Annotated in this window: 23 protein-coding genes; 13 read left to right on the top strand and 10 right to left on the bottom strand. The window is 66.2% G+C overall.

Annotation, left to right across the window (positions count from 1 at the left end; genetic code table 11):
- Positions 1–3,219 carry a MobF family relaxase gene (mobF, locus tag HJG45_RS24365; RefSeq protein ID WP_132294154.1) on the bottom strand — a complete coding sequence of 1,073 codons (3,219 nt, stop codon included), beginning with the start codon at positions 3,217–3,219 and terminating at the stop codon, positions 1–3.
- Positions 3,220–3,302: 83 nt separating this feature from the next.
- Positions 3,303–3,587, bottom strand: coding sequence for a hypothetical protein (locus HJG45_RS24370; protein ID WP_132294151.1), 285 nt, complete (start codon positions 3,585–3,587; stop codon positions 3,303–3,305).
- Positions 3,588–4,170: 583 nt separating this feature from the next.
- On the opposite strand from HJG45_RS24370, the gene HJG45_RS24375 reads away from it, so the two are divergent.
- From HJG45_RS24375 to HJG45_RS24385, 3 genes are read left to right on the top strand one after another with little or no spacing between them, the layout of a single operon-like run.
- The gene (locus HJG45_RS24375; RefSeq protein ID WP_171615989.1) at positions 4,171–4,938 is read left to right on the top strand and encodes a hypothetical protein; all 768 of its coding nucleotides are present in this window, start codon (positions 4,171–4,173) and stop codon (positions 4,936–4,938) included.
- Positions 4,926–5,408, top strand: coding sequence for a hypothetical protein (locus tag HJG45_RS24380; RefSeq protein WP_171615992.1), 483 nt, complete (start codon positions 4,926–4,928; stop codon positions 5,406–5,408). The genes HJG45_RS24375 and HJG45_RS24380 overlap by 13 nt, the downstream gene beginning before the upstream one ends.
- 12 nt (positions 5,409–5,420) lie before the next feature.
- The gene (locus HJG45_RS24385) at positions 5,421–5,771 is read left to right on the top strand and encodes a hypothetical protein (RefSeq protein ID WP_171615994.1); all 351 of its coding nucleotides are present in this window, start codon (positions 5,421–5,423) and stop codon (positions 5,769–5,771) included.
- An 8-nt stretch (positions 5,772–5,779) separates the two neighbouring features.
- Here HJG45_RS24385 and HJG45_RS24390 read toward each other — a convergent pair whose 3' ends face one another.
- From HJG45_RS24390 to HJG45_RS24415, 6 genes are all read right to left on the bottom strand, one after another.
- The gene (locus HJG45_RS24390; protein ID WP_171615996.1) at positions 5,780–6,352 is read right to left on the bottom strand and encodes a hypothetical protein; all 573 of its coding nucleotides are present in this window, start codon (positions 6,350–6,352) and stop codon (positions 5,780–5,782) included.
- Positions 6,353–6,680: 328 nt separating this feature from the next.
- A complete protein-coding gene (locus tag HJG45_RS24395) occupies positions 6,681–8,498 on the bottom strand; it encodes a ParB/RepB/Spo0J family partition protein (protein WP_171615997.1) in 1,818 nt (605 codons plus the stop codon).
- Positions 8,499–8,548: 50 nt separating this feature from the next.
- Positions 8,549–8,884, bottom strand: a complete 336-nt coding sequence (locus tag HJG45_RS24400) for a type I restriction endonuclease subunit M (RefSeq protein ID WP_171615998.1) — start codon at positions 8,882–8,884, stop codon at positions 8,549–8,551.
- A gap of 481 nt (positions 8,885–9,365) precedes the next feature.
- On the bottom strand, positions 9,366–10,277 hold the full coding sequence (locus tag HJG45_RS24405; protein ID WP_171615999.1) for an ArdC family protein: 912 nt from the start codon (positions 10,275–10,277) through the stop codon (positions 9,366–9,368).
- A gap of 238 nt (positions 10,278–10,515) precedes the next feature.
- Positions 10,516–11,283, bottom strand: a complete 768-nt coding sequence (locus tag HJG45_RS24410; RefSeq protein ID WP_254452758.1) for a sulfite exporter TauE/SafE family protein — start codon at positions 11,281–11,283, stop codon at positions 10,516–10,518.
- 88 nt (positions 11,284–11,371) lie between these two features.
- Positions 11,372–11,734, bottom strand: coding sequence for a winged helix-turn-helix domain-containing protein (locus HJG45_RS24415; RefSeq protein WP_368040671.1), 363 nt, complete (start codon positions 11,732–11,734; stop codon positions 11,372–11,374).
- Between the two features lie 242 nt (positions 11,735–11,976).
- Between HJG45_RS24415 and HJG45_RS24420 the strand changes: the two genes are divergently transcribed.
- The 6 genes from HJG45_RS24420 (at position 11,977) to HJG45_RS29300 (ending at position 19,355) form a co-directional block, all read left to right on the top strand.
- Positions 11,977–12,498, top strand: a complete 522-nt coding sequence (locus tag HJG45_RS24420) for a hypothetical protein (RefSeq protein WP_171616001.1) — start codon at positions 11,977–11,979, stop codon at positions 12,496–12,498.
- 202 nt (positions 12,499–12,700) lie between these two features.
- A complete protein-coding gene (locus tag HJG45_RS24425; protein WP_171616002.1) occupies positions 12,701–13,111 on the top strand; it encodes a FixH family protein in 411 nt (136 codons plus the stop codon).
- Between the two features lie 67 nt (positions 13,112–13,178).
- Positions 13,179–14,435 carry a TolC family protein gene (locus HJG45_RS24430; RefSeq protein WP_171616003.1) on the top strand — a complete coding sequence of 419 codons (1,257 nt, stop codon included), beginning with the start codon at positions 13,179–13,181 and terminating at the stop codon, positions 14,433–14,435.
- Complete coding sequence (locus HJG45_RS24435; protein ID WP_171616004.1) at positions 14,432–16,030, top strand: efflux RND transporter periplasmic adaptor subunit; 1,599 nt, start codon at positions 14,432–14,434, stop codon at positions 16,028–16,030. Before HJG45_RS24430 ends, HJG45_RS24435 begins: the two co-directional genes overlap by 4 nt.
- Complete coding sequence (locus HJG45_RS24440; RefSeq protein WP_171616006.1) at positions 16,027–19,188, top strand: efflux RND transporter permease subunit; 3,162 nt, start codon at positions 16,027–16,029, stop codon at positions 19,186–19,188. Before HJG45_RS24435 ends, HJG45_RS24440 begins: the two co-directional genes overlap by 4 nt.
- A gap of 38 nt (positions 19,189–19,226) precedes the next feature.
- Positions 19,227–19,355, top strand: a complete 129-nt coding sequence (locus HJG45_RS29300; protein ID WP_255466932.1) for a hypothetical protein — start codon at positions 19,227–19,229, stop codon at positions 19,353–19,355.
- Between the two features lie 3 nt (positions 19,356–19,358).
- Here the strand turns inward: HJG45_RS29300 and HJG45_RS24445 are convergent, their stop codons facing one another.
- Both HJG45_RS24445 and HJG45_RS24450 read right to left on the bottom strand, forming a co-directional pair.
- Positions 19,359–19,865, bottom strand: a complete 507-nt coding sequence (locus HJG45_RS24445; RefSeq protein ID WP_205963643.1) for a hypothetical protein — start codon at positions 19,863–19,865, stop codon at positions 19,359–19,361.
- Complete coding sequence (locus tag HJG45_RS24450) at positions 19,862–20,071, bottom strand: hypothetical protein (RefSeq protein WP_132294112.1); 210 nt, start codon at positions 20,069–20,071, stop codon at positions 19,862–19,864. The genes HJG45_RS24445 and HJG45_RS24450 overlap by 4 nt, the downstream gene beginning before the upstream one ends.
- A gap of 319 nt (positions 20,072–20,390) precedes the next feature.
- On the opposite strand from HJG45_RS24450, the gene HJG45_RS24455 reads away from it, so the two are divergent.
- The 4 genes from HJG45_RS24455 to HJG45_RS24470 all read left to right on the top strand — a co-directional run bounded on the left by HJG45_RS24455 (position 20,391) and on the right by HJG45_RS24470 (position 24,133).
- Entirely contained in the window at positions 20,391–20,645 is a 255-nt protein-coding gene (locus HJG45_RS24455) for a type II toxin-antitoxin system Phd/YefM family antitoxin (protein WP_171616008.1), read from the top strand.
- Positions 20,642–21,064, top strand: a complete 423-nt coding sequence (locus HJG45_RS24460; RefSeq protein ID WP_171616010.1) for a type II toxin-antitoxin system VapC family toxin — start codon at positions 20,642–20,644, stop codon at positions 21,062–21,064. The genes HJG45_RS24455 and HJG45_RS24460 overlap by 4 nt, the downstream gene beginning before the upstream one ends.
- Positions 21,061–22,083 (top strand): tyrosine-type recombinase/integrase, encoded by a 1,023-nt coding sequence (locus tag HJG45_RS24465; protein WP_254452759.1) that lies wholly within the window; start codon positions 21,061–21,063, stop codon positions 22,081–22,083. The genes HJG45_RS24460 and HJG45_RS24465 overlap by 4 nt, the downstream gene beginning before the upstream one ends.
- An 85-nt stretch (positions 22,084–22,168) precedes the next feature.
- Complete coding sequence (locus tag HJG45_RS24470; RefSeq protein ID WP_171616012.1) at positions 22,169–24,133, top strand: tetratricopeptide repeat protein; 1,965 nt, start codon at positions 22,169–22,171, stop codon at positions 24,131–24,133.
- Positions 24,134–24,295: the final 162 nt, after the last annotated feature.

Consider the following 24,295-nt stretch of genomic DNA (forward strand, 5'->3'; position numbering starts at 1 on the left):
TTATCGCCCGATCCTCTGCCCCTGACCCCGCTCTCTCACCGGCCCGCGCAGCCGCTCGAGTTTCTGCTGAACGGCATACGTGACGGCGGACGGTAGCCTCTTCACCCTTTCAATGACCGCCTGCTGCCGCGACGCGGTACGCTCCAACGCCGCTACGATCGGGGCCAGTGCCTCAGCCTGATTGCGCTGCGCAAAATTTTGGCTGAGCATCATGGCGGGCTCTCCCTTTGCCGCCCTGATCTCCGCAGGCCGCAAGCCTTGCTGCAGCGACCTCGCCGTTCCTTTGCGAACCGCTCCGGCTTTGGCGAGGAAGTCGATGGCCAAATCCTTCTTAGGCTGGCGGGAGAAGTTGCGCGCGACGTTCTCCCATGCGTTGTCCTTGGTGATCGGCCGCATGTCGTTCATCGGGCGGAGCTTGGCGATCTCGCTGCGCTCCGCGCCCTCGCTCACCACCAGAAATGACGTGCGCCGGTGCCGGGTACCGGAGGAATAGGCGGAAAACCCGTTGATGGTCTTGGATCCTGACGGGATGGCATAGATATGTTCAGTCGCTGTCGAGCCTTGCGCGGTGTGCGTGGTCATCACCTCGCCATACGCCAGCCGGACCCGTCCCGAGCCGTCATTCAGCGTCTTCCAGGTGATCCGACCTTCCCTGCCTTTGGCATTCCTGACCTGCATGCCCTTGGCATCGGCGGCCAGCACGGTGAGGACGGAGCCGTTGCGCCCGATGGATCCGCGCTCCCCCTCGGCCCGGGTTGAAGCGAACAGGCGCACCTTGTCGCCAGCCGCCAGCGCCATGTCATAGGTCTCCTTGCCATTCCCGATCGCCCTGATCTTCACCGCGTCGGGCCCGATTTGGCCAAGCCGCCGCCTCTCTTCGCGGATGGCGACGCCAAGCCGGTGTGCATCGGCGTTGGTCGGGGCTGAGACGGTCAGCGAGTACCGCTCGTCGTCGGCGTTGGCGCGCAGGCGCTCGCCGGCCAGTGCCGCCACCCGTGCCAATGCCTCGCGCTGCCCTCCCGGCACTAGCTCGGCGGTGCCGTCCGCACGCTTCAGGGCAAGGGCTTCTGCCGCTTTCCCTTCGCGGAACAGCCTGACGATCTCCTTCTCCTCCTTGCTCTTCTGACGCAGCGTGGTGAGGATTTCGGGTACCTGGTCGGGTCCCAGGGCGCGGCGGGCCAGATCGATAACCGGGCCCGCCTCGATCGACTGGCACTGCCTATCGTCACCAAGCATCACCAGCCGGAAGCCATGCTTTTGTTGCAGCTCAAGCAGCTCCAGCCCTTGCCGGGTACCGAGGAGAGAGAGCTCGTCCACCACCACGACGGATTGCCTGGAGAGAGCGACGTCCCCCTTCGCCACCGCCTCGACGAAGACACTGTACGCCTTCGTACGATCGCGGGAGATGCCTGCGTCAATCAAGTCGTCGGCCTGACGCCATGCCAGCGCGATGCCATGCACATCCTGCTGCCGGGCATTCCATGCCGATACCAGCGGCTTCAGCGAGGTGGTCTTGCCCATGCCGGCGGCGCCGATCAGCACGGCGATGCGTCCGCCTTCGCCGAGCCGGTGAATAGCGTCCCGCTGGGCCCTGCCGTGCGCTTTCTCGAAGGTGAGGCCCGACTGCTGGATGGCGTGTTCGATCTCGCTGGCGCTCAGCCTGCCGGTCCGGTCGGCAGCCGCGGCCGTTGCAAGCTCGATGAATGCCTTCTCCTGATGGACATGCAGGGCGGTGGTCAGCTTCGCCTGCCTTGGATTGTCATGCTCCTGCCAGTACAGCCGGGTCCTCTGCCCCTGCTGGCGGACGCCTTGTTCCATAAAGCGCTCGGTCACCCGGTCGATATCGACAGTGGTGTCGATGCCGTGGGCGATCAGGCCGCGCAGGGCGGCCGTGCGGGCGTCCGGCGCGGTGATGACGGCCCGCTTGTCCAGCTCGGCCTCCATCCAGGGCAGGGCCGTCTCGTAAGCCTTCTGCAGCCGCTCCTCAGGCGAGAGTGGCGGCGGGGAAGGGCCGTACGTCTCGATCCCCCGATATTGCCAGTTCAGCGCATCCGCCTGCCGGTGCCAGTCGGCGAAATCGGCCATATCATCCTTTTTCAGCCTCTCCCGGGTCTCCCCATCGATGCCGGGGATCTCGCCCTGTGTCCCTGCCTTCAGCAGCCCGGTGCGGCGCTCCGGCGTCAGCTCGTCCCAGACCAGCCCGAGCGAGGCGGCATAGGCCCGCGCCGCGTTTTCACCGCTCTGGCTGCGCTTGCTGAAATGATCGCGGACCTCGGTGGGGATCGCGTCCAACCGTGCCATGCCGGTGTCCGGGTCGAGCGAAACGCTGGCCTGCAGGCGGTCCCGCAGGTTGGTGGCGAGGTGCGCCTGGTAAAGCGCGCCGGTCTCCTTGATCAGGCCGTCCAGCTGGCCGAGATCGAGGGAGCCGACGCGGCCGGATTCGCAGAACACGGCATTCATGACGGTGAAGTGGGTGTGCAGGTCCGGGTCGCCCGCGATCGGCACCGCGACGCGCTCGGTCTGGCCGTTCTGCTCCATCCACAAAGTCGGGCGGGCGGTGTAGTGATCGAACTCGATCCAGCCGATATGGCCCGGCTCCGATCCGTCCTTGCCGCCATGACCCAGCTTCGCCTGCGCGATGTGCGCCTCCAGGTAGGCCATTGCTTCCGAGGCGGCATCCCGATGCGCCTGATAGATGGCGGCTTGCTCCGCCGGTACCGCGAAGGCCCACGCAACCGAAACGCTCTTGTCCGGCGTCAGGGTGAAGTCGACGGAGCCGAGCGGGATCTTCTCCTTCGTCTCGCCGGTCTTCGGGTCGGTGTACTCGCGCAGGGTCGAATAGTGCTTGCCCTCGATCACCTCGCCGTCTGTCCGGAGGCCGACCAGCAAGGCATTGATCTGCTGGCGGGTGAGCGGCTGCTCGGGGTCGATGCCAAGTCCCTTGGCCACCAGCGGGTGCATGTCGCGTCGCGGCTGGGCCGCCGCTTCACCCATATCGCCATCTTGGGTCCGGCTGGCTGCCTTGGCGAGCGCCTGGCCGAGCCGCTGCTCGGTTTCCATGCCATAGTCGCCGCCCCGGTCCCCGTCGCGCCGCATCAACTCGTTTAGCGCCTCGCTGTAGGTGAGATCGCCGGTTGCGACCTGCTCCGCCAGCTCCGCGATGTCGCGTTGCTCCGGGGTATCCGTGCCCTTGGTGTAGTAACGGGCGAGGTTCGCCACCTCCTGCGGCACCGTCGGGGTGAGAAGGTGGTTGGTCAGGGCGGCGGCGTCGGAGGGTGAGCCCGCCGCGATGGTGGCATAGGTCAGGATGGCGCCGCTTCCTCCACGAGCGCCTGGGCGATCTTCTCCGGCAGGTCGACGAGCCGGACCTCCAGCGTGCCGAGCGTCTCCTGCTGCTGCTCGAGGATGGCTGCGATCCGCTTGAGGGTCTGGCCAAGATCGGATTTTGGCGGGGGCTGGGACGCTGCCAGCAGGATCTGCTCGAGCATGGCGCTCTGCAGGGCGAGGGTCTCGTTCATCTGAGCCACGCCCCGGATCAGCGCTTCCTGGCGCTCCTCCACCCGGGTCAGGCGTTCGTCGTCAGGCACCGTTCTGCCTCCGATCTGTGGTGAACCGCCGTTAGGCGGGTTCCTTGGTCTGTCAGACCTTCTGCCTCCACGCTTCGTGGCCCCCGCCTCAGCGATCTGCACTAGACGCCAATCTGCTAGTTGAACGCAAGCTATTTGCTGTGCCATGCTGCCGCCCATGGGTAGGCAGCGACGCGACGAAGAGCTGAGCCGGATTGCCGAGGTCGTCCGTCAAGGCGGCGGGCGGTCTCCCCTCTATCGATGGCTGCACAATCGGCACGATGCGTTTGCCGAGCTGCTGGCCGAGGTACGCCCGGAATGGCGTGCCTTGGCGGCGGAGTTCGCGGCCATGGGACTAAGCGGCGGAGACGGCAGGGCGGTCAGTCCCGAGGCGGCCCGGCACACCTGGTGGCGGGTGCGGCGTGACGTAGCGAAGGCACAGGCGAAGCGCCGCCCCGCCGTGCCGCCGGTGGTGACGACTGTTCACCGCCCGCCGGGTCCCGCGTCCGGCCTGCTGCCTGCCGCATCGTCGCCGCCAGACACTGGCGACGCCATGGCCCGGCTCCGGGCGGAAATGGCGCAGCGTTCAGGGAGAGGGTGATTCATGCCGCGCGATAAGAATGAGGACGTGCCGCTGCTCGATGCACCGGCGGAGACGGCTCCGGTACTCATGGTCGGGCTGGGTCGAGGCGGCTCGGGCAAGTCCCTGCTGCTGGCCGAAGCGGTATGGCGGGCCCACAATCAGGGGCGCCCGGTCATCGTCGCCGATGGGGACGCCCGGTCAAAAACCTTGCTCGGCCTGTTCCCGGACGCGCTGACGCCCGTCAGTGAGGAGCTGCCGGACGTCAAGGCGTTCCTGTCCAGCCTGCTCAACCGCATGGCTAAGGAGCGGCGTTCCGCCGTGCTCGACCTCGGTGGCGGCGACCGCTCCCTGCTCGAATACGGGCGCGACCTGCGGCTGGTCGAGTTCTGTGCCCGCCGGGGGATCGAGCCGCTCGGCCTGTATGTGCTGGGGCCGGAGGATGAGGACCTGTCGCATGTGGTCTCGATCTTCGAGGCCGGGTATTTCCGGCCGCGCCGGACCCTGCTGGTGCTGAATGAAGGGGTCATTCGCACCGGCCGCACCGTCGCGGGGGCTTTTGAGCGGACGATGTCCAGCCCCGGCTTCGCCCGGCTGATCGAGGCGGGCGCGGTACCACTGCTGCTCACGCGGTTGGCCTGCATGGACGATGCAAGGCGGATGCCCGGCGGCTTCTATGAGGCGGCGGGCGGGGACGCGCTCGACCCGGTGGAAGGCTTCATGCTTGAGGATTGGCTCGCCGATCTGGAGCGCAAGCGCCGGGAGGCCGGGGCGGCGGGTTGGCTGCCGTGAAGCCTGAAGGGTTCGCGGCCCGGCTGACGGCGGCGGGCATCCCGCCGGACAAGCCGCTGCATGGGGTGCTGCTAACCGTCCATGAGGCGGCAGAAACCGCGCTTGCCACTGTGACGGACAAAGCGCGGGGCCTCACGCCGCAGGGCGAGGCTGAGCTGATCGCCCGCGTTTCGCGCGAGGCGGCGGACGCGGCGGAAAGCCGGGTTGATCGCATGGTGCGGGGATTCAGCCTGCGCACGGCGCTGCTGGCCGCCTTTGGCGGGCTGGTGCTGCTGGGTGCTGGCTACGCGGTTGGGCGCTGGGACGGAGTGCGGGTCGGCGCACAAGGCATCGAAGGCAGCGTCTTCATGGCACAGATTGCCAGCCTCAACGATGCACGCGCGCTGGCCCAGCGCTGCCGTGAAACGCAAAGGCAGGCGCAGGGTGGCACTGCGTGTGACCTGCCTCCGGTCTGGGTCAATCGACGCTAGGAGGGGAGCGAGATGGACGCGCTGGACGAATGGACCATGGAGCACCTGCAAAACTATCTCGGGCTCATCGAGAAGGTGCAGCCCTTTGTCGAGCAGGGCCTGAATGCCGATCCACCCTTCCGCCAGTTGCAAATCCGGGTGGACTGGAAAAATGCCGGTAGCCCCTGCGCGTTAACGGTGATTCTCGCCAATGAGAAACTGGAAGGCCGCACGAAGCGAGCGTCCACGGGGTGCCATTGGACGGACGATGCCTACAAGCTGAAGACACGGCTCTATTTCTGGCTTGTCGAGCGCTACGGCTTGGAAGCGCGGTATCTGCCGATCTCGCATAGGCAGAAGCGGTCGGAGTACCAGGGCGCGTGAGGTGGGGATCAGAATGGCAGGTCGTCATCGAGTACGGCAAGTGCATGTCGGGGCTGCGATGCGCGGCGCATCTCCAGCTCCGCCTCGATGCGCTCGATAATGTCAGGAAGTTCGGGGCTTTCCGGGACGCTGGAGAAGAGCGCTTGCAGGGCGGCCACCTCGTCGGGTTCGCCGTCCATCATCACGATGGCATGGTACGGGCACCAAAGATGCTCGGCCAGCTCGTCGGTCGAGGCGGAGCGCAGCCCTCCGGCGTTCGCCACCGGTACGGCGTAGATTTCTTCGCCAGCACGGGCCACGTAGAAGGCATGATCCAAGGTAAGATGAAACGTCGCGCCAAAGAGCGCGATGGCGTGTTCGGGTCCGTGCTGCTTGCCGCATCCGTAGCAAAGGCCCTCCGGTGTCTGCCGCGTGTACGCTCCCGTCTCCTCGCAAGCATCGACGACAAAGCTGGTTTGATCCTGATGCACGCCGTCACCTTCGTAACCGCACATCCCGCACTCACCGAGTTCGTAAAGCGGCTGGCAGCCATTCGGGCACCAGTCATTGCCTTTGGCGGGCTTGGCGTGTTCGTCGTTCATGGTGTCGTCCTTTCCTGTGAAATGAGGTGAGCAACCGCTCACCTCTCTAGGCCGCCGCCAATGAGGCCGGGGGTGTCGCTGGCAAGTCCGAGCACGGGGTGGAGGCTCCGTCTGCAAGGAGCGCAGCGACTGAAGATGGAGGTGCCCCGCGCGCAGCCTGCGAAGCAGGTTGACTTGCCTGCGGAGGGGGTCGGCGGCCCCCTAAAACAAAGCCGCGTCTGCGGCGACATAGCCTTATCTCGGCTTGGTTGCGGCGCATGGCAGGAGCACTACCAGCAGAGCGGAAAAAGGGGCGGCCTGCGCCGCCCCTTCGCTCCGTGCCGTCCAGTCAGGCCGCTTCGTCCAGCGCTTCCGCTTCGGCCGTCGCCTCAACGGGACAGCGCAGCACCGGGGGCAGCCAGCGGGTTCCGGCGATCCGCTGCTCGGCCAGCTCGGCCAGCACGGTTTTCGTCATCCGGTCGGCATCGGGCACCAGCGCCTGTGCCTCGCTCAGCGCCTCGACCACCTTGCCCTTCGACACCCGGCCAAAATACCCGGCGGCGGTGGCGCTCCAGTATTCCGCCATGTCGAGGCCGAGGGCGGCATGGAGCGCCTGCGCACCCGGCGCGGCGTCTCTGCCGCCCGACTGCACCGCGTTGAGAGATTCGGCGACAAGGTACGCCAGCAGGTCAAGTTTCACCGCCTGCTCTGCCTGACGCAGCCACGGCCAGAGCTGTTCGGCCTCCTCTGGCAGGGTCTGCGTCCACTGCTCGCGCAGCTCGGCCAAGACCTGCGCGGCAACCGTCTCGGCCAGCGCGGCGGACGCCATCAGCGGATACCGCGTGGTGGCCGCGATCTGGAGGCAGGACAGCGGCGGGCGGTCGTAGAGGCTGGACAGGGCAAGGCCATGCACCAGCGCATCCAGCGCGATGGAAGGGGTGCGGGCCAGCACGGCCTGCATCGCCTGCGTCCGGTGCGCGGTCAGCTCCTCCAGCAGCGACGCCGACAGCACAGGCTTCGGCTTGGCCTCCACGGCACGGGCCGGAAGGGCAGGGGCCATCGCCTCCGCATCTTCCCGGCGAAGACAACCGCGCTCGATGCCGAGGGTGCCGTCGGCGGTCAGATGGACGACCGCGCCCGCGCTGGCCTTCATCTCCTCGGGGAAGGAGTGACAGGCGGCTTCCAACGCGTCGAGCTGCTCCTGCAGGGCGAGATAGGTGTCCTCGTCGTCGTCGCTTCCCGACAGGGCGATCTCGTCCGCCTGTTGGATCAGCCGGTCTACCTGCGCCTGTTCGTCCTCGGTGTAGTCGCGGACGGTCGGCGGCACGGCCTGATACCGGCTGCGATCCAGCCGCTCGGCGGCCTCCACCCATGCCCAGCCCTCGGCGCGGACGGCGACGGCTTCCTCCTCCAGCGTCTTGGCGACGAGCCGGTCCAACAGCGCCGGAGGCTCGAAGAAACAAGCATCGGCGGCGGAGAACAGGTCGCGGGTGAGGGTGCCGCCTGCCGCCAAGAACCGCTCCTCGCCGATGAAGCGGGCCCGCCGGTCCGTGCCGGCCACTTTGTCTTCCGACAGGCGGTGGCGGATGGCACGGGCGCTGGTGTCGTAGGTGGCGCTCACGGCCTGCCAGACGGCCTCCTGCCGTGCGTGATCGTCGCTGAGGGTGAAGGCCATCAGCTGCTCCAATGTCATGGCATCGGTGCGGTACATTTCGAACAGTGCCGGACTGACGCGGGCCAGCTTGAGCCGCTGCTCGACGATGCGCGCGGCCACGCCGAAGCGGGCTGCAATGTCGGCGGTGGAAAGGCCGTTATCCGACAAGGCCTTGAAGGCGTCGAACTGGTCGGCGGGGTGCATGGGCTGGCGAATCTGGTTTTCCGCCAAACTGACTTCCGCCGCGTCCTCACCCTCCTCCAGCACGCGGCACGGCACGGGGAAGTTTTTGGCGATCCGCTTTTCCTTCACCAGCCGTTTCAGCGCGGCGAGGCGGCGTCCTCCGGCGACGACATCGTACTTGCCGCCGGGGCGGGGGCGGACGTTCAGGCATTGCAGCAGACCATGCGCGGCGATGCTGGCGGCGAGATCGTCGAGGCTGCCGCCGCCGGTCTTGCGGACGTTGGCGTCGGACGGGAGGAGCTGGGCGAGTGAGATGGAAATGATGGACATAAAAGGACTTTCTCTAAAATGGGTTGAATGAAAGGGGGTCGGCACGGCGGTTAGTATTCGTCGGGCAGCAGGAAGGTGGTGACGCTGCGGTCGGCCTCGGTGATGATCCACAGCGTGTTGTCGCCGAAGCCCTTGCACGGCTGGGCGGGATCGATCGGGTAGGCGGACAGGATGCGATCCCCGGCGGCCACCGCCTCGTCATTGGTGGCCTTGTCGTCGTCGCAGCAGCAGCCCCAGTCCCCGGCGAGGTGCCGGGCCAGGCAGTGCAGCTGATGGGCCTCGCTGACGGCAGCGAGGACGCCGGGCGTGGCGACGATCTGGCCCGTGGCGAAGCGCGGTTTGACCGGCAGCGGCTGGGCGTGGGGATGTAGAATGAGAGCGTTCATGGAAATCTCCTTGGGTTGGGTTACGGTGTTGAGCGGCGCTCAACCCGTCTTGGCCCGCGCCTAGGAGCGGTGGGGTAGCGGTCCAGGCCGAAGCGCCGGGAGGGGGATCACCCGGAATGCGAAGCATTTTGGGGAGACCCGGCGCGGAGCCTGCGCAGCAGGTTGCCTTGACCGCGGGGGAGGCGGCGGCCTCCCGCACAGAGCCGCGTCGGCGGCGACATGGCTCTATCTGTCCATGCATTCCTGCATCCGGTCCGCGCCGCGCGTCAGGGAGCGTCACCCGCCAGGGCCGATCCCGCAGGGTTCGGGGAGCACCGCGACTAGCGCCCGGCCCCACCGGGGCGACGCCCGGTCAGGCGAGCTTGCGGGCCGGTATTACTTTTCGTTTGGCTCAGGGCAGGGCGAGCGCCGACAGCGGAGGCGCGAGCCGCCCCAGAGGTCGCCCCGACGGCGCTGGGCCGCCGGAGCACCCGTGACCGCTTCAGGCGGCCTGTTCCTCGGCGGCGGGCTGCAGCGACCACAGGAAATCGCAGGCGCGCTGGGCATGGGCGGCGGCGACGAAGATGAACTTCTTGTCGCTGGCCAGCACCTTGAGCCAGGAGCCGATATAGGCCGTGCTGTCCTGCTTCAGGTCGTGATCGATGCCGAGCGACGCGCAGGTGAAGGCGGCGGTCAGCTCCGCCAGGATCTCCTCGACCGCCCGCGCCTCCTCACTATGCCGCTTGACGATCGTCTCGCGGTTCAGGCGGCTGGGATGGCCGGTCCAGTGGCCAAGCTCATGCGCCAGGGTGGCATAGAAGGCTTCCGGGTAAACAAACGTCTCCATGTCCGGCATGCGGATATAGTCGAGGTTCGGCGTGTAGAAGGCGCGCTCGCCACCGAGCCGGATATCCGCTTTCGTGTGGGCGATGAACGCGTCGGCATGCGCGATGCGCTCGGCCGGTGCCGCCGTGGCCGGCTCCAGGGTTGGATAGTAATGGGCCGGCAGTCCGTCGATCTGGCCGGCATTGAACACGGCGTAGCTTTTCAGGAACCAGATGCTGCGCTCGTCTTGGGTGCCGTCCGGCTTCTCCTCGGTGCGCCGGATCGTGTCGGAATAGGTGACGGTGGTGGCCTTCTCGCCCTTGCGAACCTGGGCGCCCATCGAGGCGGCCTGCTTGTAGGTCATGAAGTAGGGCGAGCTGTAGCCCTTCGCCGTCATCGTCATCCACAGCACCAGGGTGTTGATGCCGCGGTAGGGCTGGCCGTTATGCCGCAGCGGAAACCCGGCGCCGGTCGTCTTCCAGGGCCGCTTCCACGGCTTCAGCCCCTGCTCCAACTCGGCGACGATGGCATCGGTCACCGCTTGGTAGAGATCCACGCGCCCGGTGGACGTCTTGCTGTGGTTTGTCATGGTCTCGTCCTCCTTGAGAAAGCCAACAGCTTTCTCGGAGGAGGCGAGGCACGCGCCGGGGAGCGGGGGAGCGCGTCACGGTCAGCGCCGGGGGAGGGGGCTCACCCAACCTGCACGGAACGCCAGTGGAGGAAGGTTGGGGACACCGCCGGCGCTGCCTGCGCAGCAGGTCGCCTTGACGCGCGATGGGCCGCAGGCCCTGCTAGGCCGCGTCTGCGGCCCCAAAATGGAACAGCGGTCAGTGCCGCCATACCTTGATCGCTGAAACCACTAGAATGGCGGCGAGCAGCGGCAGCAGCACGGGCGTCGGCGCCATCCCAAGCAGTTGACCGCCGATGAAGCTGCCGAGCACCGAGCCGGCAGCCATCACCAGCACGAAGCGGCGATTCTGGCCGAGCACGGCAAAGCTGCGGTCCCGGCTGTAGCGGGTAAAGCCGACGATCATGGTGGGCAGGCTCACCGCCAGGGACAGGCTGCCAGCCAGCTTGATATCGGCGCCAAACAGCAGCACGAGCGTTGGAATCAGCAGTTCGCCGCCGGCCACCCCAAGCAGCGATGCGACGATGCCGATGCCGAATCCCGCCATGACGCCGGCCACGGCCTGGACCGGACCGGTCAGCATGGCGCCCGATCCGCTCGCGCCGTGGCCGAGCAGGAGAACGATGGCAATCAGCCCGAGCATGATGGCGATGACGCGGTAGAGCGTATGCGATGTCAGCCGGGTGGCCCAGCCGGCGCCGAACCAGGCGCCAAGCAGGCTGCCGGCCAGCAGGTTGACGATAATCGGCCAGTGCGCGGCGACCTCGCTGAACGGCACAGTGTTGGCGCGAAAGGGCAGCGCCGAGGCGACCACGACCAGGCTCATCGCCTTGTTGAGGATGACCGCTTCGAGCGCCGCGAACTGAAACAAGCCGATCAGCAGCGGCAGGCGAAACTCGGCACCGCCCAGCCCGATTAGCCCGCCCAGGACGCCAATGACGGCCCCGCCGGCAAAGGCCGCAGGCATGCGACGCGCCCGAGTGGACGGAACGGATGGGGCGAGCATGGTGGCATCCATCGATATAGCGTGATGACTATATCGATGGATGCCGGAACTACACCAGAGGCGGTTGCGGCTGCGCCAGTGCGGCCAGTTCCTGCAGCTCGCTTTCGACGGCCCTGGCTGCCTTATCTTGAAGGCGGTGGTATAGCCCGAGCACGGTGCGGCCAGTTTCGGTCAGCTGTGCGCCGCCGCCCGTCCGCCCGCCTTTGGTCGATACCACCAGCGGCGCGCGGAAATACCCGTTCAGGGTGTCAATGAGATACCAGGCGCGCTTGTAGCTCATCCCCATGCGGCGGCCGGCTGCCGCGATGGAGCCGGTTTCCGCAATCCCCGCCAGCAGTTCGGCTTTGCCGGTACCGAGCAAGGTATCCGGGCCGAGCACGACACGCAGGGTGACAAATGGAATATCAGGCACGGGTCAGCCTTCCTGGCCACCTTGGCCGGTGGCTTCCGTTGCAGCACTTGCCTGGCGTCGGGCACCGCTACTTCATGATGGACGGTTTCGTTGTTTGATGAAGAGATAAGCGCTTGCGGACGCGCGCTGAAGCTGACTAGTGCGACGAAACCGTCGGCAGTCGAGACCGCTCAAGGTCGAAAACGCTTTTGATAGTAGCGCTTAGCGCCTTTTAGTTTATAGTAGTATAGAACAGCCAACCCATGATTGATCCTGTGTCCCTCTTCTTTCCCCATGTCCGTACGTGGTTCGCTGCCGATATGGCGACGAAGCGGATGGTGGCATCTGGGGTAAGGACTGGCGCGCAACGGCGAATGCTTTCAGTCAGGACCGTGCAGGCCTATGATCGGGCCATGCTTCGTCGCTTCTCCCGGCAGTTCGTCTTCCTGGCCACGCTCGTCGCGTTCCTCTGCGCCGGCGTCACCCAGGCGATGCCGTCGGCCACGATGCTGGCGCCGCCGGAGGCGGCGATGACCATGCCGATGGTCATGGAGACGACGGATGACGGCACGGCCATGCCCTGCAAGGACTTGGCGCCCTGCCAGGACCGGATGCCGGGCTGCATGCTGGATCTTGGCTGCGTCTTCATGATCGGTCTGCCGATGCCTGATCCGTCGGCGGTCACGCGGCTTGACTGGTCGGCGATCTATTACTGGATGTCGGACGTCGACCCGGCCGGGCTAACCCGGAAACCCGCCCTCGATCCCCCTATCTCACGCGTCTGAACGGCCGGGCAGTGCGCAAGCACCGCCCCGGTTCGCCTCTGCTCGCTCGCCGATGTCTGGTCATCTGACGCCCTTGGCGTCGCGTGATCGCCGGACCTAGCGCGATCGGAGTTCCTCGCGGAGCCGGCTTCATCGCCGTTTCGTATCAGACGAACCTGTCGCTTGCGTCGTGACGCAGGCGCTCCACCAGTGAGATAGTAGTATGATTTTCCATCGTTTTCGCGCGGCCGTGCTGGGCACGGTCGCAGTGCTTGCGGCCGCCTTCCTGAGCACGGCGGCCATGGCGGCCGCTCGTGATTACCGGATCGAACTCGTCAGCGCCCAGGCGGCCGGCGCAGGCAAGACGGACGTCACCGTCCGCCTGATCCATCTGCCGGACAGCAAGCCGGTGCCCGATGCCGTCATTTTCCAGACCCGGGCCGACATGGCGCCGTCCGGCATGCCAACCATGACCGGTAAGGTCTCGCCGGCGGCCGCCCAGCCGCAGCCGGGCACTTACCGGCTGCAGGTCGAGACCGGCATGGCCGGGGGCTGGGCGCTGAGCTTATCGGCCAAGATTCAGGGCGAGACCGAGACGGTACGCAGCACGATCGCCTTCAACGCGGCGCAATGAGATGGTGTACCCATCTTCGGGGGCCGCGGCGCCCCTGCGGCCCGCCGGGCGACGTCCCGGCGCGGCCATGGCGCTCGGCCTGACGCTGCTGCTGCTGGCCGGAACCGGCCAGGCGCAGACCCGGACCACCCAACGCGCGCCGGGGGCCTCGCTCCCTGGGGCGACGCTGGACAGCGTGCTCGCCCTCGCGCGCCAGCTCAGCCCCGAGCTGGCCGCCCGCGGCATGGAGACCGCCGCCGCGCAGGCGCGCGTCGCCATCGCCGGCTCGCTGCCGGATCCGACTATCCAAGTGATGTCGGACGATATCGACCGCACGTCGGGGCCGCGGCCGAACAAGATGATCTACAGCTTCCAGCAGGAAATCCCGCTATGGGGGCGGCGCGACCTGCGGCGCCAGGTCGCCCGCGCCGAGGTCGGCCAGATGACGGCCCAGGCCCAGGCAGCGGAAGCCGAGGTGATCGAGCGCGTGAAGGTCGCCTTTGCCCGCTACTATACGTCCTACGAAGCGGTGCACCGGACCGAGGATCTGCACCGGGCGATTCACGGCATCGCGCAGGTCGCCCGCGAGCGCTATGCCCAGGGCCGCGGCGAGCAGCAGGAGGTGTTCCGCGCCGAGGTCGAGACCACGCGTGTCGCTACCGAGATCGTCCGCCTGGAGACGGCGCTGAGAAGCGCGCAGGGCCAGCTGAACGCCTTGCTGGTCCGCCCGACCACGGCGCCGCTCTCCGCTCCGGAGCGGCTGCGGCCCCTGCCGGAGGTCCGTGCGCTGGACGCGGTTCGGCTCGCCGAGCGCGCCGGGGCCGCCAATCCCGCGCTGGCCGCCGACGCTGCCGCGGTCAGCGGGGCGGACACCAACCGGCGGCTGACTGACCGGAACTGGTACCCGGATATCACCATCGGCGGGGCGGCGGTCGACCGCTCGGGCTTCGGGCCTGGCGGCTACCAGGCCTGGGTAGCGATGAAAGTCCCGCTGCAATGGGGCCTGCGTGAGGCGCAGACGCGCGAGGCCGGCGCCCAGGCGGGCGCGGCGCGCGCCCGGCGGGATGCCCGCGAGCTGCAGATCCGCAGCGACCTGGCGGAGGCGGTGGCCGGTTTCGAGGGCAGCCGCCGGACGGCGGACCTGATCCGCCGCCAACTTCTGCCGCAGGCTCAGGCGCTGGTGCGCTCCGGAGCCGCCGGCTACGGCGTCGGCCGGGTGGATCTGGCCGCGGTGCTGCGGGCCCAGCACGATCTGGCCGATTTTCGGCTGCAGCTTCTGTCGGCCGAGTTCGACGGGCAGCGGCAGCTGGCCGCGATCGAGCGCCTGGTCGGGGGCAACCTGTGAACCGCCGCCTGTGGGCCGGCGGCGTTGCACTGGCCGTGGTCCTGGCAGCAGGGGGTGTCTGGCTGGCGCCGCGCTCGCCGGTGGCGAGCAGGGCGGCCCTGGCGCAGCCGGCTCCGGCGCGGCCGGCGGAGGCACGGACGCCGCTCTATTATCGCAATCCGGCGGATGCCGCCGACTTCTCGCCGACCCCGAAGCGAGACGCCCAGGGTCGTGACTATCTGCCGGTCTATGAGGAAGAGACGCCGGCCCCCGTGGCGACCGACGCGGAGCGCACGCCGCTCTACTACCAGGACCCGTCGGGCCGGCCCGCCTACTCGGCGGTTCCGAGGAAAACCGCCGACGGCCGCGATTTCGTAGCGGTGTACGAGGACCCGAGTGCACCGCCGGCGGCCGCGACGGCCGCGGCACCCACGCCGGCGCCGGGCGGCGGCCCCGGCCGACTTCTCTATTACCGCAACCCGATGGGCCTGCCCGACACCTCGCCGGTGCCAAAGAAAGACTCCATGGGGATGGACTACATTGCCGTTTACGAGGAGGAAGCGAACCAGCCAGCCGGCACGGTCACCGTCAGTCCGCAGCGGGTGCAGATGCTCGGTGTGCGTACCGAGGCGGCCGTCGAGCGGGCTCTGACCCGGTCGGTGCGGGCGGTGGGCACCATAGCGGTCGATGAGCGCCGCCTGGTCGTGGTGGCACCGCGCTTCGAGGGCTGGATTCAGCGGCTGCTGGTCAATGAAACCGGCCAGCCGGTACGCCGGGGACAGCCGCTGTTCGAGGTCTATAGCCCCGAGCTGGCGGCGGCCGAGCAGGAATATGTCATCGCCCGCGAGGCGGGGCGCGCCATGGCCGATGCCGACCGCGCGGTGCGCAGCAGTACGGCCGGCATTGCCGACGCCGCCTTGGCGCGGCTGCGCAACTTCGACCTGCCGGAGGGTGAGGTTACACGGCTGCGGCGCTCCGGCACGGTCAGCCGCACGCTGACGCTGAGCGCGCCGATCGACGGTGTGGTGCTGGAGAAAAATGCGGTGCAGGGCATGCGCTTTGCACCGGGGGACACCCTCTACCGATTGGCCGATCTATCGACGGTCTGGCTGCTGGCCGAGGTGTTCGAGCAGGATCTCGGCCTGATCCGGCCGGGGCAGGAGGCCACCATCGGCCTGACCGCCTATCCGGAGCGGTCGTTCGATGGGAAGGTGACCTTCCTCTATCCGACCGTGAATGCCACGACCCGCACCGCGCGGGTGCGCATCGAGATCCCCAACCCCGACCAGCTGCTCAAACCCGACATGTACGCCACCGTCGAGATCGCGGCGGCGGTGGGCACCGCGCCGATGGTCGTCGTGCCGGATTCCTCGGTGCTCGATACCGGGACGCGGCAGACCGTGCTCGTGGAGCGCGCGGCAGGGCGGTACGAGCCGAGGGCAGTGTCCGTCGGGCGGCGGGCGGACGGCTATGTCGAGATCCGCCGCGGCGTGGCCGCGGGGGAAAAGGTGGTGGTGGGCGCCAACTTCCTGATCGACGCGGAAAGCAACCTGCGGGCCGCGCTGCAAGCCTTTGCGCCGCCGCCTGCCGCACCCGGCCAGGAGGCACCGCGATGATCGCGCGCATCATACGCTGGTCGGTGGCCAACCCCTTCCTCGTGCTGCTGGTCACGCTGTTCGTGGTCGGCACCGGCGTCTGGGCGGTGCGCAACACGCCACTCGATGCGATTCCCGATCTCTCGGATACTCAGGTCATCGTCTATACTGATTATCCAGGCCAGGCGCCGCAGGTGGTCGAGGACCAGGTCACCTATCCACTGACCACGGCGCTACTCACGGTGCCACGCTCGAAAACGGTTCGTGGCTTCTCGTTTTTCGGCGCCTCCTTCGTCTATGTGGTATTCGAGGACGGCACCGACCTCTACTGGGCGCGCTCGCGCGTGCTGGAATATCTAAGCCAGGCGGCGCGGCGCCTGCCGACCGGCGTCACACCGTCGCTCGGCCCCGATGCCACCGGCGTCGGTTGGGTGTACCAGTACGTCGTCACCGGGGCGCAGCGGACCCTGGCCGAGCTGCGCTCGGTCCAGGACTGGTTCCTGCGCTATCAGCTGGCCCGCGCCGACGGCGTGGCCGAGGTGGCGAGCGTCGGCGGCTTCGTCCAGCAATATCAGGTAGTGGTCGATCCGCAGCGGCTGCAGGCCTACCGCATTCCGCTGTCGCGGGTGACGGAGGCCATTCGCGCCAGCAACCGCGACGTTGGCGGCCGCTCGGTCGAAATGTCGGAAACCGAGTATCTGGTCCGCGGCCGCGGCTATCTGCGAGGCATCCCGGATATCGAGCAGATCGTGCTGATGATGCAGGGCGGCACGCCCGTGCTGCTGCGCGACGTGGCCCGGGTCGAGCTTGGCCCGGAAGAGCGGCGCGGCATCGCCGAGCTGAACGGCGAGGGCGAGGTGGTCAGCGGCATCGTGCTGCAGCGGCAGGGCCAGAACGCCCTCACCGTGATCGATAGCGTGAAGAAGACTTTGGCCGATATTGCCGGCAGCCTGCCGGAAGGCGTGACCGTCACGGGGGTCTATGACCGCTCCACCCTGATTGGGCGCGCCATCGACACCCTGAAGCATACGCTATTGGAAGAAAGCATCATCGTCGCGCTGGTCTGCGTCGTATTCCTGCTGCATGTCCGCAGCGCGCTGGTGGCCATCATCATGCTGCCGGTCGGCGTGCTGATCGCCATGGCGCTGCTGCACCTGCTGGGATTGAGCTCGAACATCATGAGCCTGGGCGGCATCGCCATCGCCCTTGGTGCCATGGTCGACGCGGCCATTGTGATGATCGAGAACGCGCATAAGCGCCTCGAGCAGGCCGCACCCGGCGCGTCACGCGTGCAGGTGCTGACCGAGGCGGCGGTCGAGGTGGGCCCGGCGCTGTTTTTCAGCCTGGCGGTGATCACCGTTTCCTTCTTACCGGTCTTCACCCTGGAGGACCAGGAAGGACGGATGTTCCGCCCGCTGGCCTTCACCAAGACCTTCGCCATGGCCGGCGGCGCCTTGCTGTCGGTGACGCTGGTGCCGGTGCTCATGGTGCTGTTCATCCGCGGCCGCATTATGCCGGAGCGCAAGAACCCGGTGAACCGGCTGCTGATCTGGCTCTACCGGCCGGTGATTGCCCTGGTCCTGCGGGCGCGGACCCTGACCATCCTGCTGGCCGTGCTGGCGGTCGGCGCCACCGCCTGGCCCTGGTCGCAGCTCGGCAGCGAGTTCATGCCGACGCTGAACGAGGGGACGCTGATGTATATGCCGGTCAGCCTGCCCGGGTTGTCCGTCACCAAGGCGGCCGAGCTGCTGCAGACGCAAAACCGCATCATCCGCGGCTTCCCGGAGGTGGAAAGCGTCTATGGCAAGGCCGGGCGCGCCGCGACGGCGACGGATCCAGCGCCGACCGAGATGTTCGAGACAATCATCAATCTGAAGCCGGAGGCGGAGTGGCGACCCGGGGTTACGGTAGACTCGCTGACGGCCGAGATGGATGCAGCCCTGCGAATGCCGGGCGTTTCCAATGCCTGGACCATGCCGATCAAGGCCCGCATCGACATGCTCTCGACCGGCATTCGCACGCCGGTCGGCGTCAAGGTGTATGGCCCGGATCTGGGCGGGATCGATCAGCTATCCCGCCAAGTCGAGGCGGCCATCCGCTCGGTGCCCGGCACCACCAGCGCCTTCGCCGAGCGGGTAGAGGGCGGCTTTTACCTGGAAATTGAGCCTGACCGGGCGGCGCTCGCCCGCTACGGCCTGACGGTGGGCGATTTGCAGGAGACAATTGCGACGGCGCTCGGCGGCGAGCCGGTCACCACCACGGTCGAGGGCCGTGCCCGCTATACGGTGAACGTCCGCTACCCGCGCGGCCTGCGCACCGACCCGCAGAGCATCGCCGGCCAGGTGCTGGTGCAGGCGCCAAGCGGCGCGGCCATTCCGCTCGGCCAGCTCGCCAGCGTGCAGCTGCGGCGCGGTCCGCCGACCATCCGCACCGAGAACGCCCAGCTGGTGAACTATGTCTATGTCGACATGCATGGGCGCGATGTCGGCGGCTATGTCGCCGATGCACAGCACGCCGTCGCGGCACAGGTGCCGATGCCGGCCGGTTTCCATATCGAATGGAGCGGGCAGTTTGAGTACATGCAGCGCGCTAAGGCGAAGCTCATGGTGGTGGTACCGGTGACGCTGCTGCTGATTTTTGTGCTGCTCTATATGAATTTCGGACGCCTCACCGAGACGCTGATCGTCATGCTTTCGGTACCCTTCGCGCTCGTCGGCGGTGTATGGCTGATGTACCTGATGCATTTCAACCTGAGCGTCGCCGTGGCGGTCGGTTTCATCGCCCTGGCCGGGGTCGCCGCGGAAACCGGCGTCATCATGCTGATCTATCTGGATCACGCATTGGCCGAAATTCGCGAGCGTTGCCGTCTCGAAGCGCGAGTGCTTACCCAGGCCGATCTGCGCCTCGCCATCATGGAGGGCGCTGTCGAACGGGTGCGGCCGAAGATGATGACGGTCACGGCCATCATGGCGGGGCTGCTACCCATTCTGTGGAGTTCCGGCACCGGGTCGGAGCTGATGCAGCGCATCGCCGTGCCGATGGTCGGCGGCATGGTTTCGTCGACGGCGCTGACGCTCCTGGTCATCCCGGCGATTTTTGGAGCCGTGAAAGGGTGGCGCTTGCCGAGGACAGCAGCGGCCGCCGCGCCGGTACCTGCATCATTTGCGGTGGCGGAGTAGACCTGGGCCCGGCGTGAGGAAGGCAGAAGGGACACCACATGATGCACGATGGCGGCATGATGAGCGGGATGATGTGGGGCATGGGGCTCGTGTGGCTCCTCGTGATTGTCCTCCTTGTGCTGGGTGTTGCCGCACTGGCGAAATATCTGTTTGGCCGGCGGGGATAAGCTTCAGCGCTCGACTGATACAAGCACGGCGGGAGGGTGCCGTGCCGTCCGGCGCGCTAGCCAGAAGGCGGCGAGCGGCACCACCAGCCACTGCAGCAGCGGTGACAGGCCGGTATGGATCACCGGAACTACCGGCATCAGCTCGGAATAGGCCCAGCTCTGCCGCACCACGATGTTCAGCCATTCGCTGAAGATCGTGTAGCCCAGGCCGAGCATGGTGGTGACGATGGCGACGGGGCCGTACGCTTGTAGCGGCCAGTCGCGATGGCCGACGCTGAGTAGCGCAGCGGTCAGGCAGCTGAGCGCAATGAGCACATCGCCCGCCGTGCAATGAATGACCGCAAACAGCTGCTCTCGCAACGTGCCGGAGCGCCAGATGGTATAGAGTGGTAGGTGCGCGGATTCCCAGACGAGATCGGTCACGGCGATGGTGCCGAGATAGACGCGAAGGGCGCGCAGCCAGTCCGTCCCGGCGGTACCCACGGCATTGGCAACGCCGGGAGCACTCACTGGCGTAAGATCCGTCGCACCAGCCGCGTTGGCGGCGACCCGAAGGCTGCGCCATACGCATCGGCGAGCACCGATCCGGGCGTCGCATCGCTGCACAAGGTTTCCACGGCACGCAGCAGGTGCTCGGCGGCGTCCGTCCGGCCTTCGGCGAGCGCTTGCGTGAGCGCTGCGATGATGTGGTCTTCGAGTGGGCGCGCAGGTCGCATTGGAGGATTCCGTCAATGATGCCATTCGAACGGATGACGCTGCGGCTTCCGACGGTAGGAAGGTCAAGACAGAAAACGCCGGGCATGTGCCTTGCATTCGCAGGGCGGCATCTGATCTGTTGCGACGAGGCGACGGTGTGGTTGGGAAAGCACGCTTTAGGACGTGGGCATTCGCTTTTATTCGCCGGCCTATATCCCATCCGATAAAGGACGTTATCGGATGCGATGTATGCCGACTGGTCATTTCGACTAGTTGACGTTGACAGATGTTGCGCAGGCGAGTAGACTGGTTGATATGACTAGTTGGAATGGAAATGACATGCGCGAGGTTCAGGCGTCGGAGGCCAAGACGCACCTGCCTCGGCTGCTCGACGAGGTCGAGCGCGGCGAGACCATCGTCATCACGCGCCATGGCCGTCCGATCGCCCGCATCGTGCCCGAGGTTACTCGCCGCCAGGCCGAGATCGCCAAAGCGGTCGTGGAGCTGCGCGCGCTGCGCCACTCCATCGCGGAGCGCGGTGAATCACTCTCCTGGGATGAGCTGAAAGCCTTCCGCGACGAAGGCCGCCGGTGACGCGCTGCGTCCTCGATAGCTCGGTGGCGCTAGCCTGGGTGCTGCCCGGCGAAGGCACCGACGCCACGGAAACACTACTCGACGAGATCGCCGCAGCGGGCGCGATAGCGCCGGGTCTGTGGCCGCTCGAGATGGCCAACGTCCTGCTGTATGCCGAGAAGGCGCGCCGCATCACCCAGGACGAACGTCGGCGCTCGCTCACCACGCTGGCGGCCCTGCCCATCCATATTGACCCGGACACGGCGGCGCAGGCCTGGAGCCGCACCCTCGCCTTGGCCGAAGCGCAGGGGCTGACCCTCTACGACGCGAGCTATTTGGAGCTGGCGCTACGCGCCAGCCTGCCCTTGGCATCGCTCGACAAGAAGCTGCGTCAGGCGGCGGCGGTGAGTGGCGTGGAACTGCTCGGGATGGCGGAATGAACGAGCTGATCACCCCGGTCGGTTATCTCCCTGCCTTGCCGTATGGCGGGATGATGGTGCCGTCGCTGGTCGCCGATCAGGGCGAGCGTGCCGCCAAGCGCTATATCGAATTCTTCGCCGCCAACATCCGCAACCCCAACACGCGCCGCGCCTATGCGCGCGCCGCCAGCGACTTCCTCGGCTGGTGCGAACAGCACCGCCTCACCCTGCCCAGTATCGAGCCGGTGCATGTGGCGGCCTATGTCGAGCTACTGCTGAAGACTGGCCTGTCGCGGAACCCCGGCGAGCCCCCTGCCCCGCTGGCGGCCCCAAGCGTCAAGCAGCAGCTGGCGGCCGTCCGCATGCTGTTCGACTGGTTCGTGGTCGGCCAGATCGTGCCGCACAACCCGGCCGCTTCCGTGCGCGGCCCGAAATACGTGGTCACCCGCGGCAAGACGCCGGTGCTGCCGCGCGAAGACGCAAAGGCGCTGATCGATGCCATCGAGACCGACACGCTGATCGGCCTGCGCGACCGCGCGCTGATCGGCACCCTGCTCTATACCTTCGCTCGCATCGAGGCAGCGCTCGGCATGGACATGGAGGATTACTTCTCTGCAGGCCGCAAGCGCTGGCGCGTGCGCCTGCATGAGAAGGGTGGCAAGGTCCACGAGATGCCGGTGCATCATACGCTGGAAGAATACTTAGACGCTTATATCGAGGCGGCTAGCATCGCCGAGGACAAAAAGGGCCCGCTGTTCCGCACCGCGCCTGGCCGCACACGCGATCGCCTAACTACTCACCGCCTGCAGGCGCGCGAAGCTTTTGCGATGGTCCGCCGCCGCGCGCTGGCCGCAGGCATCGACGCCGCGCTTGGCTGCCATAGCTGGCGCGCGATCGGCATCACCACCTATTTGGAGAATGGCGGCTCGCTGGAGCGTGCTCAGCAGATGGCGGCGCATTCCAGCCCGCGTACCACCAAGCTCTACGACCGAACCCAGGACGAGGTGACGCTCGACGAGGTCGAGCGGATCGTTTTGTAAGAGCGCCCCCAATGAGATTGCAACATTTTGGCAGTAGACGTAGATCTCGGAAATCATGCGAACAGATTGTATGGTTGGCGATAAAATGAGCCACCTTGACGATCTTCCAAAGCGTGATGGTAATCACGTAACTGAGGAAAAGGCCGTGGTGGCTTTCCAAAAGCGCCTGCTGGAAAGCGGAGCCTTCATTCTTCAGAGCGCCGATCGAAAGGATTATGGGACAGACTGTCAGATCGAGGTTCTCAATCAGGGCAGCGCAACCAACGTCAGAATCCATGTCCAGCTCAAGGGCACCGAGCGGTCTTTGAACGCGGACGCTTCTGTCAGTGTTGCGATTGCACGTACCAATCTTAACTACCTACTGACGCAGCCACACAGCTTCTACGTCTGCTACCATGTGCCGACAGACTCACTGCGCATCTGCTTCGCAGAAGCGGTTCTGCGCCAATACGAGCACGGCGGCAGAAACTGGACGGAGCAGCAGACACTGACGTTGTCGTGTACCGACGAGTTGACCGTCGAGCAGCTCAAGACGGTGGCGTCTCTCGCTAAGTCGAGCGCGTCGTTGTTGCGAGACCGTAGAACCGGGCAGGTGACGGCAGCGCCCTCTGAAATACCAGGAATGCTTAGGAGACAGATCGCGGACGTCCACGTCCCGGAAAACCGCGAAGCAGCCGCAAAGATCCTTGAAAGCCTCTACAAGGATGGCGCAGATGATGTGATCAGCGCCGCCTTTGACAAGTTCATTGCGGTTCTCGGCACCGACGACAACGCCATGAACTACGGCTACATGGCGGAGATCAACCTCGGAATGGCAGGTCGCAGCTCGAACTCTGGCCGGATCGAGGCCGCGATCGGACATTTCCAGTCTAAGCTCAACGTTGGCAGCTACCAACACGGCAGCCTGCACTACACAATCGGCAACGCCCAGTCTGCACTGGGCAAAGAGAGCGAAGCGAAAAAAGCCTACGAGACGGCGCTTGAAGATCAGGAATTCACAGCAGCGCCGGAGCTGGCGGCAAAGATACATAAGAATCTTGGAACGAGTATCGAGCGCTCAGGTGACCAAGAGCTTGCCGTTAGTTACTACTATAAAGCGCTGCACCTCGATCCAAATCTTCCGGAAGCACATAACGCTCTCGGAAACCACTACATCCGTATCGGCGATTATCAGGCCGCGCTGGATCACTTCGACCGTGTCGTGTTCACGGAACGTCAGCTCGGCGCGACATCGACAGTTGCCGGATGGCGGGTGAACGCGCTTTTCAATCTTACTGATGGTCGCGGTGCGTTTCGCGAGATCGCCTCGCTTTTGGGGAACGCTGACGACCACCCTTGGATCTGGCCTTGGTGCGCTCAGCAAGTCGCGAACTTCGGGCGCGCGACGGTTGGAAACGCGCGGCAGGCAATCGGTTTTTGGCAACGCTACATTGCTGCGCATCCGGCTGCCTCCGCCGCAAGACGAGAGCTGCTGCTTGCGACATTTTATTTGCGGGCCCAGGAGCAGGACATACAGCAGACTTACGCCGAGTTCCGTAAGGAATTCGAACGACAGATTGCATACATTGATGACGAAGATGCCGCCCTGCCGTGGGACCGGCTGGGTCACTGGGCTCAGGACGAGGGTGATTGGGCGGAAGCCGAGCGGTGCTTCCGCAAAGCCTTCGAGCTAGAGGGTGGTCATTACGGCTACTGCCTTGGGACTGCCCTCAATTTCCTCGCCAAGTTTGATGAGAGCCTTCCAATCTTACTGGAACAGGCTGAGGTCATACAGCCCGACGCGATGAGTTGGTTTCAGGCTGCAGTCGCGTATGAGAACCTCGGCAGGCCAGCCGAGGCAATCGCAGCCTATGACCAAGCGCTAACGCTAGATCCAAACTACGATCTCGCCATGTTTAACCTTGGTGGGGTCCATTGGAACAGTGGCGACCATGTTGAGGCGAAGAAAGTATGGGCGGGGGCCATAAAGCGGTTCCCCGACCACGAGCTTGCTGCCACGCTTCGCTGCATGGTGCCCTCCCTCTTTCCCCACGTACCGGATTCCAATTGATAGAGCACCTTCATCGACGCTGCAAAAGCGCAGTCGATGGCTGGAGGGCGCTCACCAGATGGCAGCGCACTCCAGCCCCGTACCACCAAGCTCCACGACCGCATCAAAGGCGAGGTAACGCTGACAGAGGCAGAGCATATCCGTCGGTAATTGTTGAAGAAT

The sequence above is a fragment of the Roseicella sp. DB1501 genome, assembly GCF_013112485.1.
Lineage (GTDB): Bacteria > Pseudomonadota > Alphaproteobacteria > Acetobacterales > Acetobacteraceae > Paracraurococcus.